The sequence below is a fragment of the Rhodopirellula sp. MGV genome, from assembly GCF_002251265.1.
Classification (GTDB): domain Bacteria; phylum Planctomycetota; class Planctomycetia; order Pirellulales; family Pirellulaceae; genus Stieleria; species Stieleria baltica_A.
Genome location: NZ_NPDI01000009.1, coordinates 25,979 through 39,380, shown reverse-complemented (window position 1 = coordinate 39,380; position 13,402 = coordinate 25,979). Strand labels below are relative to the sequence as shown.

At 56.1% G+C, this 13,402-nt stretch carries 12 protein-coding genes; 5 read left to right on the top strand and 7 right to left on the bottom strand.

Annotated features, from left to right (window positions below):
* Positions 1-264: 264 nt before the first annotated feature.
* The 5 genes from CGZ80_RS04120 to arsA all read left to right on the top strand — a co-directional run bounded on the left by CGZ80_RS04120 (position 265) and on the right by arsA (position 4,824).
* Positions 265-1,185: a zinc-binding dehydrogenase gene (locus CGZ80_RS04120; RefSeq protein WP_233148221.1), complete on the top strand. Its 921-nt coding sequence runs from the start codon at positions 265-267 to the stop codon at positions 1,183-1,185.
* 46 nt (positions 1,186-1,231) lie between these two features.
* The gene (locus CGZ80_RS04115) at positions 1,232-2,119 is read left to right on the top strand and encodes a sugar phosphate isomerase/epimerase family protein (RefSeq protein WP_094411641.1); all 888 of its coding nucleotides are present in this window, start codon (positions 1,232-1,234) and stop codon (positions 2,117-2,119) included.
* A gap of 116 nt (positions 2,120-2,235) precedes the next feature.
* A complete protein-coding gene (locus CGZ80_RS04110) occupies positions 2,236-2,562 on the top strand; it encodes an ArsR/SmtB family transcription factor (protein WP_094411639.1) in 327 nt (108 codons plus the stop codon).
* A gap of 72 nt (positions 2,563-2,634) precedes the next feature.
* Positions 2,635-3,003 carry an arsenite efflux transporter metallochaperone ArsD gene (arsD, locus tag CGZ80_RS04105; RefSeq protein ID WP_094411651.1) on the top strand — a complete coding sequence of 123 codons (369 nt, stop codon included), beginning with the start codon at positions 2,635-2,637 and terminating at the stop codon, positions 3,001-3,003.
* An 18-nt stretch (positions 3,004-3,021) separates the two neighbouring features.
* Positions 3,022-4,824, top strand: coding sequence for an arsenical pump-driving ATPase (gene arsA / locus CGZ80_RS04100; protein ID WP_094411637.1), 1,803 nt, complete (start codon positions 3,022-3,024; stop codon positions 4,822-4,824).
* Between the two features lie 79 nt (positions 4,825-4,903).
* On the opposite strand, the gene CGZ80_RS04095 is transcribed toward arsA, so the two are convergent.
* The 7 genes from CGZ80_RS04095 to CGZ80_RS04065 form a co-directional block, all read right to left on the bottom strand.
* Positions 4,904-5,863, bottom strand: a complete 960-nt coding sequence (locus tag CGZ80_RS04095) for a threonine/serine dehydratase (RefSeq protein ID WP_094411635.1) — start codon at positions 5,861-5,863, stop codon at positions 4,904-4,906.
* 48 nt (positions 5,864-5,911) lie between these two features.
* Complete coding sequence (locus CGZ80_RS04090; protein ID WP_094411633.1) at positions 5,912-6,190, bottom strand: DUF167 domain-containing protein; 279 nt, start codon at positions 6,188-6,190, stop codon at positions 5,912-5,914.
* Positions 6,191-6,193: 3 nt separating this feature from the next.
* Positions 6,194-7,510 (bottom strand): PQQ-binding-like beta-propeller repeat protein, encoded by a 1,317-nt coding sequence (locus CGZ80_RS04085; protein ID WP_233148220.1) that lies wholly within the window; start codon positions 7,508-7,510, stop codon positions 6,194-6,196.
* A gap of 236 nt (positions 7,511-7,746) precedes the next feature.
* Complete coding sequence (locus tag CGZ80_RS04080) at positions 7,747-9,090, bottom strand: DUF1552 domain-containing protein (RefSeq protein WP_094411631.1); 1,344 nt, start codon at positions 9,088-9,090, stop codon at positions 7,747-7,749.
* Positions 9,091-9,092: 2 nt separating this feature from the next.
* A complete protein-coding gene (locus CGZ80_RS04075; RefSeq protein ID WP_315851405.1) occupies positions 9,093-11,381 on the bottom strand; it encodes a DUF1592 domain-containing protein in 2,289 nt (762 codons plus the stop codon).
* A gap of 147 nt (positions 11,382-11,528) precedes the next feature.
* Positions 11,529-12,458, bottom strand: coding sequence for a homocysteine S-methyltransferase family protein (locus tag CGZ80_RS04070; RefSeq protein ID WP_198953626.1), 930 nt, complete (start codon positions 12,456-12,458; stop codon positions 11,529-11,531).
* A gap of 4 nt (positions 12,459-12,462) precedes the next feature.
* The gene (locus tag CGZ80_RS04065) at positions 12,463-13,332 is read right to left on the bottom strand and encodes a hypothetical protein (protein WP_094411629.1); all 870 of its coding nucleotides are present in this window, start codon (positions 13,330-13,332) and stop codon (positions 12,463-12,465) included.
* Positions 13,333-13,402 lie beyond the last annotated feature (70 nt).

Here is a 13,402-nt window from a genome sequence, read left to right as displayed (position 1 = left end):
CGAGGGTGGACTCGACCGTGGCACCCAGTTCACCCTCGAATTCCCCTTACCCCCCCGAATCGGCCGCAAGAAGGATCAACCACCGATCGATGCTCCCTTGTTGCCAGACGGGGAGTAGAAAGATTTTTTGCCACAGAGGACACAGAGAGCACCGAGGAGGGAAATTAAGAAAGAGAAGAGTAACCACAGATTACACGGGTGAGGGTTTGATTCGCTTTTGGCGAATCGATTTACTTTTCTTATCCGTGCCCATCCATGTAATCCGTGGTTAAAATCTCTTCCCTCGGTGTTCTCTGTGCCCTCGGTGGCAAAAAATCTTTCTACTCCCCGTCTGGCAACAAGGGAGCATCGATCGGTGGGCACATCGCGGCCTTGGGAAAGGACGTCACGGGCTGGGCAGAAGGCGATCGCGTCGTTTCCGAAACAGCCGCCATCATCTCCAAAGACAACCCGATGACGCGGCGTGGGTTGTACAACCTGGACTCCACACGCAAAGGTTTCGGATATGGCGTCGACGGGGCGATGACACGTTTCGTTCGCGTTCCCTCGCGGATCTTGCATCATGTCCCCGATCAAGTTCCCTTCGAACAAGCCTGCCTGACCGAGCCGTGCTGCGTGGCATACAACGCCGTGGTCAAGAACGCTCGCATCGAACCCGGTGACCGGATCATCGTTTTGGGACCAGGAACCATCGGGATTCTTTGTGCCGCGATGGCGCGACTGTGTGGTGCCGAAGTCGCGTTGGTCGGTCTGGAACAAGACTCGCATCGCTTGAAGATCGCAAGTGACGCGTATGGATGCGAAACCATCATCGGTGACGCGGCGGAATGGGCCAGACAACGTGACGGGCTGGGCTGCGATGGCGTGATTGATGCCGCCGGCGCGAGCGCGACCTTGAAAATCGCGATCGACTTGGTCCGCCCCGCTGGCTGGATCAGCAAAGTCGGCTGGGGTCCCCAGCCGCTCGGGTTCAACCTGGACCCGTTGGTGCAAAAGAACGTGACGCTGCAAGGCAGCTTCAGTCACAACTGGCCGATTTGGGAACGTGTGTTGGCGCTGCTTGGCAGTGGAACGTTGGATGTGCGGCCGATCATCGGCGGCGTTTGGCCGATCGATCAGTGGCACGATGCGTTTCATCAAATGCATTCGGGTGCCGTCGTCAAAAGCGTTTTGAAGCCCGTCTAAACGCGGCTCTAAGACATCCCATTCCCAATCTTCCAGCACCCCAGCCATGCCAAAATTAGCCGCCTTCCCCAAAGCCTTCATGACCGCGTTATGCAAAGACGGACGCATGACGGTCGCACAGTGGATCGAACTCGCCGCCGACTTAGAAGTCGACGGACTGGAGTGGTACGCGGGCTTTCTTGAAATGGACGACGAGTCCAACTGGTCGACATTCCGATCGATGGTCGAAGACACCGGCAAAGTCATCCCGATGATGTGCTGCTCACCCGACTTCACCCACCCCGACCAATCGTTTCGTGAGACCGAGATTGCAAAACAGAAGCGTTGGATCGACATGACCCATACGCTTGGCGGTGGTTATTGCCGCGTCCTTAGCGGTCAACGGAGACCTGAGCTAAGCGTCGATCAAGGGGTCTCCCTTGCGGCCGATTGCATCGAAGCCTGCTTGCCCTATGCGGCCGAACGAAACATCACGCTGATCTTGGAAAATCACTACAAGGATGACTTTTGGTTGTATCCCGAGTTTGCTCAGAAGATGGACGTCTTTTGCAAGTTGGTCGATCGTATCGATCACCCTAACTTCGGCGTCAACTATGACCCGTCGAATACTTACCTCGCCGGCGAAGACCCGATCGAACTTCTTAAACGTGTTTCCGATCGTGTCGTCACCATGCACGCCAGCGATCGATACTTGGCCGAAGGAACGATCGAAGACCTACGCAACGAAGAAGGCGGTGCCGAGGGCTATGCAAAGCGTTTGCGGCATGGCGAAATCGGCAAGGGCTTGAACGATTACGACGCGATCTTTAGCGAACTGAAATCCAAAGGCTTTGACAATTGGATCAGCATCGAAGACGGAGTCGACGGCATGGACCAACTCCGCCGCAGTGTCGCATTCCTGAAAGCAAAAATCGCTCAGCATTGGCCTACCTAGCGAGCATTGGCCTACCTAGTAAATGCTGGCCACCAACGCATTAAGGTTGACAACCCTGGCCAACCGGCGTATCGTTAATCGCAGATAGACGATTGACCGTGTGCGAGAGACCCTCGGTGGCTAAGAAAACAACGCGAAAAGGCTGCGACACCACATCCGCTGAACTGAAGCCAGACCCCACCGCCGATGAACTGGCGGGGTTGGCCTGGGCGATCGCACATCCCGCTCGTGTGCAGATTTTACGTCTACTGATCAAACGCGATGCCTGTATGTGTGGCGAGATCGTCAGTCGCCTTCCGCTCGCACAATCAACCGTCTCCCAGCATCTCAAAATTTTGAAAGAGTCAGGGTTGGTCCAAGGCGAAGTGGATGGCCCGAAGGTTTGCTATTGCGTCAACGAAGACAAATTGCAACGCCTAAAGCAATTGGTCGACGGCCTTTGATTGCCGTGGCAGCGTTTTTTTAACACCACCAATCGTTTATCGACGATTGCCGATTTGAAAGGAGAGAACCTGATGAGTGAAGTCCTCGTATTCGACCGAGCGATGTGCTGCAGCACCGGCGTTTGTGGACCGCAAGTGGATCCAGTGCTACCCCGATTCGCCGCGGATCTTGAATGGCTCAAGGAACAAGGGCATTCCGTCACTCGGTTCAATTTGGCACACGATGCCGCAGAATACGCCGCCCACGAGCGCGTACAAAAGTTGCTCAGCAGTGAAGGAACCGATTGCTTGCCGCTGATCCTTGTCGATGGCCAAGTGGTAAGCCGGAGTGAGTATCCGCAACGCGAAAACCTGGCGTTGTGGACCGATTCGCCACTCAAGCAAAAGCCAGCCTTACCGATTTCGAACGACGGTTGCTGTGGTGGTTCAGGCTGCTGCTAGCGAAAGGAGCAAGCACCGATGGAATTTCTAAACTCTCCCACACGGAACCTCTTCTTCACCGGCAAAGGTGGCGTTGGAAAAACGTCCATGGCATGCGCGGCTGCCGTGAACTTGGCGGATCGAGGGTTAAAGGTTTTGCTGGTTTCGACAGACCCCGCATCCAATCTGGACGAGGTCCTTGCGACGAAACTATCGAATCGACCGACACCGGTGGCGACACTCGACAACCTTTGGGCGATGAACATCGATCCCGAGCAGGCCGCCAGTGAGTATCGTGAAAGGATGGTCGCCCCTTATCGCAACGTGCTGCCGGAAGCGGCAATCAAAAGCATGGAAGAGCAATTCTCTGGCTCTTGTACTCTGGAGATCGCCGCATTCGACGAGTTTGCAAAGTTACTCGGTGACACGGCAGCCACGGAAGCGTTTGACCACGTCATCTTTGACACCGCACCAACGGGGCACACGCTTCGCTTGTTGACTTTGCCATCGGCCTGGTCAGGTTTCATGGATACAAACACCTCGGGCACCTCATGCCTGGGACCGCTCGCCGGCCTGCAAGCTCAGGAGGCGATTTATAAACGAACGGTCGCTTCACTTGCGAACGAAGATCAAACAACGTTGATCCTAGTGACTCGTCCCGACACCTCGGCACTCCGCGAGGCCGAGCGGACGCGTGGTGAGCTTTGTGCGTTGGGAGTCGCCAACCAACACCTCGTCATCAACGGCATCTTCAAAACGACGATCCCATCAGACCCGATTGCAACTGTAATGCAATCACGCGGTGACCAGGCGATCTCGTCGCTTCCGTCAGGGCTCGGAAAACTGAAGCGTACCGAGGTGCCGCTGGCTTCAAACAGCTTGACGGGAATCGCGGCGTTGCGAGCGATCACTTCGCCTGACACGCCTACAACGGAACTCCCGGATCACCTCACAGGCAAACACATCGTCCGCGCCGACGATCAAGATTCGATCTCCGACTTGGTCGACGAATTTGCCAGGCAGCAACGAGGTGTTGTACTGACAATGGGAAAGGGCGGCGTCGGCAAGACGAGCGTCGCTGCGGCAATCGCGGTTGCACTCGCTGAAAAAGGATTGCAGGTGCACCTCTCAACGACCGATCCGGCGGCCCACGTTGCCAATGCCTTGGCGGAAGAAAACCTGGATGGATTGCGTGTCAGTCGCATTGATCCGGCCGCAGAAACAGCGTCCTACCGTAATGAGGTATTGCGAACCGCAGGCGCCGGACTCGACAAACAAGGACTGGCTTTGCTGGAAGAAGACCTTCGTTCCCCATGTACCGAAGAGATCGCAGTGTTCCGTGCGTTCGCCAGAGCAGTTGCCGAAGGTGAAGACAGTTTCGTTGTGCTCGATACAGCACCGACAGGCCACACGATCTTGTTGCTTGACGCCGCGATGGCCTACCACCGCGAAGTTACACGTCAATCGACACAAATGCCGGAGTCTGTTGAGAATCTCTTGCCGCGTCTACGAGATCCGAAGTTCACCCACATTTTGGTCGTGACCCTTCCCGAATCGACACCGGTCCATGAAGCGGCCAAGTTGCAAGAGGATCTACGACGTGCGGAAATTGAACCGTTTGCGTGGGTCATCAATCAATCATTGACTCCGCTAACGGTGAAAGACCCAATTCTCGTCGGACGGCAGCAAAGCGAGCAACCTTTGATTGCCGAAGTCATTTCTAACTTGTCCAAACGAACCGTCTTGATTCCGTGGCTCGCTGTCCCGCCGGTCGGCGTAACTGGCCTTCACCAAATGACCGAAGCGAACAGGCATTCGATCCCAGAAAGGGCCTCAACCTAGCAACCACCTGCGTGCTCATTCCGGGACGCAGCGAAGTCCCACACATTCTCTGCCTAAGACTTTTGGTTCTGCGGAACGTCTAGGAAAGCGGGAAAGCTTTGAAGTCGACGTTGCCGCCGGAGATCACGGCGGCAACACGTTTGCCTTTGAACCGATCGGTGTTTGAACGCAGCCCGGCATAGGAAACCGCACCGGAAGGCTCGGCGATCAAGTGCACCTGCTCTGCAATCTCCCGCGTGGCCGTCACGATTTCTTCTTCGCTGACCAGCAGCAATTCATCCAACAAGTTTTGAATGATCGGGAACGTCAAATCGCCTAGCGAGGTCCTCAGCCCGTCGGCGATTGTGTCATATCGCGTCGGCTGCTCTCGTTGGCCGGACTTCAGTGACCGGGCCGCGTCATCGGCAAGTTCCGGTTCGACGGCAATTACTTGTATGTCTGGGCGCATCGACTTGGCAGCGATCAAGATCCCTGACAGCAACCCGCCGCCTCCGACCGGTGCCAGAATCACATCGATGTTTTCGACCTGCTCAAGGATCTCCAACGCGACCGTCCCCTGCCCGGCCATCACTTCGGCACAGTTGAACGGCGGGACCATCACCGCACCAGTTTGCAATTGAACTTCATCCGCCTTCGCTTCGCGGCTCTGTGCATCGGGCTCCGAAAAGATCGGCTCGATTCCGAAGCTCCGTACTGACGCAATTTTGATCTCCGGAGCATTGTGCGGCATCACGATATGGGCAGTGATCCCACGAATCGCCGCCGCCCGTGCCAGTGCCGCTGCATGGTTACCAGATGAATGGGTGACGACGCCACGAGACGCTTCCTGTTCCGACAATCGCAACACCGCATTCATCGCACCACGTGCTTTGAACGCCCCGATGTGCTGCAAGTTTTCAGCCTTGAAAAACAGCTCGCATCCCAATCGCTTGGAGAGTCGTTCGTGATGGATGCATGGCGTTTGCAACACATGCGGCCGGATCAACTCGGCTGCCGATCGAATGTCTTCCAAGTCAATCGCGAACGGTGATTCTGGCATCGTGCTTCTTTGGACTTGTTGACCTGTGCGAACGTGTTTTACAGATCGTTATTGTGACAGATACCGACCGATTTCGCTTTGTAGCCGTTCAGCCGCCTCACCATCGACATCGATTTGAAATCGTTTTTGCCGGGAAGTCGCTCCGCTGACCAATTCGATCGATGATGGCGCGATCGAAAGCGCTTTGCCAAGCAACTTGCGGATCGCCGCGTTTGCCTTGCCTTTGTCGGCGGGGGCGGTCACGCTGACACGCAATCTGCCGTCGTGGACACCGCCAACTTGATTCTTGGCGGCCCCCGGTTTGGCGTGAACTTCCAACTCGATCATCGATCAATCGATGCGGTAAAGCGTTGATGCGGTGCGAAGCAGCAAGCCGCCATCAAGTGGGACGATCGACGCCAGCGTGCGGTCCTCGATCTCGTTTTGGGCGACTTCTTCGAACTCATCAATTGCACGAATGATGGTGCACTCGCCATCTTCCGATAAGAAGTACAGCTTGCCTTCGGACAAAAACGGCGACGCCGAGTAGTTGCCGCCAAGTCGTTTCTTCCAAATCATCTCGCCGTCGGCCAAGTTGCGGCAACTGGCGATCCCATCATCGCTGACGGTAAAGATCATGTCATCGACAACGATTGGCGATGGGTTGAACGGGACAAACTTGTCATCACGCCATTCGACGTGGGTCTCGGTGACATCGCCCGAACCGTCAGGACGAATCGCGAGCAACTCTGCTTTGCCGACATAGCCCGTGCAAACCAAAATCAGTCCGCCTGCATAAACCGGACGTGGAACGATGGACCATTTCTTGGGATAGTGCACGTACCATTTTTCTTCGCCCGTGTTCGGGTCATAGCCGTACGCCGCATCGCTGGCGGCGCTGACCAACGTGTCACCAGCATCGGTTGTGATAATCAGTGGTGTCGAAAAAGAAAACTTCAGTTCCGCTGGCACCGACCGATCCGTTTTCCAGCGGTCCTCGCCGGTCGCCTTGTCCAAGGCCATGACGAACGCGTGATCGCCACCGTCACAGTTAAAGATCAACATGTCTTTGTACAGGATCGGTGACCCGCCACAACCATGAACGGGCTTGAAGACAATCTCGCGACTCCAAATCACATTGCCTTCGAGATCCAACGCAGCCGTCCCATAGATTCCGAAGTGAACGTACAAGCGATCTTCGGTAACGATTGGCGTTCCGCTGGCGTGCGAGTTCTTGGGGTGCGCCTTTGCTCCCGGCGGAACTTCACCGACCGGTGTCGACCACAAAGCCTTGCCCGTCTTGGCATCCAGGCAAACGGCACGCAATGAATAGGCTGTTTCCGCAGAGCTCGTATTTTTTCCGTCGCTCGTAATCTTTTCTTCGCCCAGCGGAACCGCAGTCGTCAGGTAAATACGATCGTTCTGAATCACCGGTGACGACCAGCCTTTGCCGGGATCGTCAAATTCCCAAACGACGTTTTCGCTAGGGCTCCACTCGGTCGGAACGTTTTCACACGTCGAGATTCCTTGGCCGCCTGGACCGCGGAACTGGTACCAATCTTCGGCGAACACTTGCGCGGTCGTCGTCAACGAGGCCAGTGTCGTTGCGGCAATCGCAATGCCCATCAGTTTGGACGAAAACTTGGTAGCGAAACGGTAAAGATTCATCAGCGATTTGAACGGGGATGGATGGACGGCTGGGGCCGGAACGGGGAGGGCTCGATACGGGGACTACCCGCGCTTCCTGCGAAGCTTTCCCCCAAACCCGATGCACAATGTTAGCAATGATTCCCGGCTGTCGAGACATCCATCATAGACGGATTCGCCAACGAGACGATCCCCAAGTGGAATCGTGAAATCGCACGGGCTGTCTGCCAGCCCAAAGAAGTGGCACTTTGCTGGTGCTAAAGCTGCAAAACGCCGTTGCTGTCACCGAACTGTGCCGCATCTGCCCCCATTTGATGCATCATCCAGAGGTACAGATTGCACAGCGGAGTGCCGTTTTTGTAAGCGACATGGCGCCCCGTCTTGATCCGTCCGCCCGCCGATCCGGCCAACAGAATCGGCAAGTCGTCGTGGTTGTGTCGGTCGCCATCGCTGATGCCACTGCCATAGACGATCATGCTGTTGTCCAGCACATTTGATCGGCCTTCCGGGATACTACGCAACCGCCCTAGCAAGTACGCGAAACGGTCGAGATGGAAGCGATTGATCTTGGCGATTTGAGCTTGCTTGTGCTCGCTTTTGCCGTGGTGCGAAAGCTCGTGATGACCTTCGCTGACATCGATCTGGTTGTAGCTTCGATTGCTGCCTGCGTTGGTAAACATGAACGACAAGATCCGTGTGCTGTCGGTTTGGAACGCGAGTGCCACCATGTCCATCATCAAGTCACTGTGTTGCTCCAACTCTTTGGGAACGCCACTTGGACGCGGGTAGTCCGGCACGCCTTCTTCGGTCAGACGCAGCCGTTCGGCGCCCCCAAGCCGTTTTTCTACGTCACGGACGGCGTACAAGTACTCGTCCATTTTGCGGCGGTCGACTTCCGGCAACACGCGATGCAATCGTTTGGCGTCTTCCAACGCAAAGTCCAAGATGCTTTTGCGATAGGTCTCACGGATCGACAGTGCGGTCTTCGTTTCCTTGACGGTCTGACCGGCGAACAATCGATCGAACAACGCCCCGGGATCAATCTCTTTTGCCATCGGGTTGGTCGGCCCGCGCCATGACATGTTCGACGCATAGGCACAGCTATATCCGCTGTCACAGTTACCCGCTTGGGCACTCGCTTCCAGCCCCAATTCCAGTGACGAAAATCGCGTGCGGTCGCCGACATACTGTGCGGTGGCTTGATCGACCGAGATCGCGTTTTGAATGTCCGCACCATTGGTTTTTCTCGGGTGCGCTCCTGTCAAGAACGCGGCGACACTGCGGGCGTGATCACCGCCGCCATCGCCGTGGGCGTGTGCCCCGTCCAATGTCAAACCGCTGAGTACGTTGATGTCGTCACGATAGTCACCGATCCGCTCCAGCGTCGGCTTCAGGTCGTATTTGAAACCCTCTTTGCTTGGCGTCCAGTCCGGCATGTGCATGCCATTGGGAACATAGAAGAACGCCATCCGCAGCGGCGTCTGTGGTGCGTTGCCGGCGGCGGAAAGCAACCGTGTCGGCGACATCGATTCCAGCAAAGGCAACGCGATCGAGACACCAGCGCCACGCAACAGGGTTCTTCGTGAAAGTGATTTGGGCATTGCTATTCTCGGTAACCTTGTTTTTGAAACGGATCACTTTCGATGATCGCGACAATCAAGTACGCAAATCGATCGCCACCGGCATGACAGTCGTCGACGATCTGATCGATCGCGCATTTGTCGTAGTACTCGGTGCCTCGGCCGATCGCATAGATCAGCATTTTTTCGGCGAGCGCTCGGATAAAATCTTCTTTGCGTTCGGTGCTCAACAACTGACGCAATTCATCGACTCCGTTGAACGTGGTGCCATTGGGAAACGCACCCGATGCATCAATGGGATCGACACCGTCGCTGGTTCGCCAGCGTCCGACGGCATCAAAGTTTTCAAGCGCGAATCCCAGCGGGTCCATCATGTTGTGGCAGGTCGCACAGGCGGGGTTCGCACGGTGCTGCTCCAGTCGTTCGCGCAGCGTCCCCGCCAACTGTCCACGCTCGAGTTCGGGCACGTCAGCCGGTGGTGGCGGCGGCGGGGTGTTGAGCAGGTTTTCCAAAATCCACTTGCCGCGTTTTACCGGGCTGGTACGTGTCGGGTTGCTCGTCACGGCCAAGACACTGCCATGCGTCAGCAATCCGCCTCGCGGCGTCCCCGCCAAGCTGACTTTGCGAAACTCGTTGCCTTCGATCCCGCCGATGCCATAGAACTTCGCCAGCGGTTCATTCAAGTAGGTAAAGTCGGCATCTAGCAAACTTGTCACCGGCAGGTTGTCACGCATCGCACCGGCGAAAAACGTCAGCGTTTCGCGCCACAGCAACGACCGAACTTCCTCGTCAAATCCGCGGAATAAACGGGTGTCGGGATTGATCGTTTCCAGGTTGCGCAGCTGCAGCCATTGTGACGCGAAGTTATCGACAAATTGGTTTGAACGTCGGTCACGAATCATCGACGCGATCTTGTGAAGCAAGCGCTCTCGATCGCGTATCGTTCCTTCGTGGGCCATCGCCAGCAGTTCATCATCTGGCATGCTGCTCCACAAAAAATACGAAATCCGCGTCGCCAATTCATAGTTGTTGATCAGCGGCATCGCGCCATCAGACTCGGGCTCACGTGGCCTTTCGATCTTGAACAAAAAGTGCGGCGAGACCAACACACTGGCGACGGCGACTTGAATCGCGTCTTCGAATAAACCACCGGCTTGACGAACCTCTTCGAACAACGTGACCAGTCGCTGAACTTCTGAAGTGGTTGCCGGTCGCCGAAACGCACGACTGGCAAAACGTAACATGATCGCTTGGGCGGCTTGCGATTCACTGACATCACGGGACGGCGATACGAACACGATCTGTCGATGGCTGAGTGGCAACTTGGTCACATCAATCGTCGTCCGTCGCCGCTCGGTGCCGGTGAGTTTGACGTGGTACAAATGAAAGTTGCGGTCGGCGACGTTGGCTTCGTAGTAATCGTTGAGAAAGCTGATTTCGATTTTTCGTTCGCCACGTCCGAGCCGTAACGGAACGACGATGTCTTCGGCTTGCTCATTGGCCACATCAATGATTCGTGACCTGCCACCAAAATTCAGTTCGACCTTGACCGGTTCATCGCCCGCTTGGTCACCACCGACCGTCAAGGTTAACTCGTAGTCCCCACCAAACGGTACGTCTGCTTGTAACGCTACGGTCCCTGAAGAGGCCATCACCATCGGGGCAGAACCGCCGAACTTCTCGGCACCGATCAACTTCGAAGCTGTCCGTTGGATCTCGAAAATCTCCGGAGGCGGCGGTGCATAGATCGCTTCGCCAGCGATGTCCATCGCGGCATCGACATACTTTTCCATCAACAGCGGCGGCAGCGAAAGTACATCGCCGATGTTATCAAACCCATAACCGACATCATCGCCAGGAAAGTCGTCGGCAGGTTTGTAATCAACACCGGTCAAGTCGCGAATCGTGTTGCGATACTCGGTTCGATTCAAACGCCGCAGTGCCACCCGCCCCGCATTGGGATTGCGCACGCAGTTGACTGCGTTCGCCAGTTCATCAATTGTGCTGACCATTCGCGTGCGTGTATCCGCATCCATCGCGGGACCGTCTTCCGGTGGCATCGTGCCCAAACGCAGGTGGGCGATCGCTTGCATCCAACGTGTGCGGTTCTTGTTGACGCTCTCGGCTGTCGAATCGATTTCCAGATCGATCTCGCTGCCTTTGTCATGGCAGTCAAAACAATAGGTCCGAAGCAGCGGCAACAGCTTCTCATGAAACGTCGATTCCCGGTGCGCGGCATCGTCCCCGAATGCAGTAACGGAACTGCAACAGGCGATCACGGCCAGGACAATCGATGTGACCTGTCGGGGCAATCGTTGGGAAGGTGGATGCAAGGAACCGCCGAACGAAGAAGGGAACAAACGTACTGTGAACTATTCTACCTCTAAAACGCACGAAAGACCCAATGATGCTCAATAATCGAGCTACCGATTTCACACCACCCTCTGGGTGCAGATAGTTCACCCCGGCGGAAGTGCCGCCCGGCTTCGCAACATGTGAATATGCTCCGGCCCGGTACCGCAGCAACCACCCAGCAGGACGGCTCCTGCGTCCAACCAGCGTTTGGCGAATTTCCAGTACCTCTCGGCAGCCGCTTGGCCGGTCGTCTCCCAGCCGATGCCTTCGTCGGCCGTTCCTGCATTCGCGTAGACTCCCAGCGGGATCGAAAGCTTCGCGCTCGCAAGTGCCTGCACAAAACGGTCGGTTTCGCTCGCTGGTGTGCAGTTCACTAGCACAGCGTCCGCCCCACATTGCTCCGCAACGATTGCAGTGTCCGCCATCTGATCCGGTGTCATCAAGTCCGCGTCGGGGCCGGCGGTCAAAGCGAGCCACACGGGCAGTCCGGTTGTCAGTGCTGCCTCCAAAGCCACGATCGCTTCGCCAGTGTGCGGAAACGTCTCGCAAAGGATAAAGTCGCAGCCACCATCGGCCAAACATTCCGCCATCTCGCGGTGCTCCTCGGCAACCAAACTAGGCGGCAGGGACGCGATCGGTGAGAGATCCGGTCGGTAGCAATCAGCCAGCGGTGAAAGACTTCCGGCAATGCGATGCTGTGCCGGGACGGCCTTGCGAGCGAGTTCAATCGCGAGGCGTGTTAAGTCCTGCCACGACAAACCAAGTTCGCGTCGCCGCTCAACGTCGCGTCGTTTCGTCCGAAACGTTGCAGCCGTGTGGATCGTGGCACCCGCGTCAGCGTAGTCGCGATGGATGGCAACGATCGCTTCCGGGGCCGACGTGATGGCCGCGGCGCTCCACAATGGCGGAGGCGTCGCGACACCACGCTTGGCAAGTTGCGTGCCGAGTGGTCCGTCAAGAATCGTGATGCAATTCGACTCATCAAGCACGTCTCGCCTCTCTTTGTCGAGCAACGTCGTTCGCGGCGACTTCACCGGCTTATTTGAACAATTTCATGATGTCGAAATTGTTGCCGCTGCCGCTTGCCTTATCGACACCGGGGCCGCCATCCAGATTGATCGATCCGCCGACGGTCGTGTTATTGATAGACAACTGATCGTAGCCATCGTGCAGTTCGATGTCCAAATCATCCGCGACCGTAACGCCATACAGCGTCACGCGATCGTCGTCTTTGTCACCGTTGATTTCGATGTCTTCATAATTACCGCCGTTAATCCACATGATGTCATCGCCGGAATCCAGATCGGCGAACAGTTTGTTGGCCGCTGACGAATACTGAATCGCGACGTCGTCATTGCCGGTGTCGCCATCGATTTCGATACGGTCGCCAGCTGATACCGCATACAAATCCAATTCGTCGTTGCCGCTACCAAGTTCGACATCAATGTCATCGGTCGCATTCGAGTAGGCCACAACGACCTGGTCGTCATTGCCATGAGTCCGCACGATGATGTCGCGAGCAAGTGTGTTGTAAACACCAACCATGTCATTACCGCCGTCGGTATCGATGACCAAATCGCCGTGGCTGGTGTTGTTCAGATGGACATTGTTAACGAAGACCCGGTCATTGCCGCCATTCATACCGATGAATACGTCATCGACAAGATTCGCGTCGATTTCAAAAGGCGTGCTCTGACCGTTGATGGTCGTGTTGCCATAAAGGTAATTTCCGGTCACTCGCAGCATCCCGTTGACTTCGGCGATGTCGACGCGATTGCTTGAAGCGTTGCCTTCGATTCGCAGGTCCCCACTGCTCATCCAAACCTGTACATCGCCTGCCATCAGCAAGCGTTGGTCAACCTGCTGAAACCCTGATCCGATACGTCGTTTGTGACTTTGGCGTGCCATGACAAAGAACTCCAGTGCTTAGAAAGTTTGCGAGACCGCCGGCCATTGCCAGCGTGTGTCTTTCCAAGCG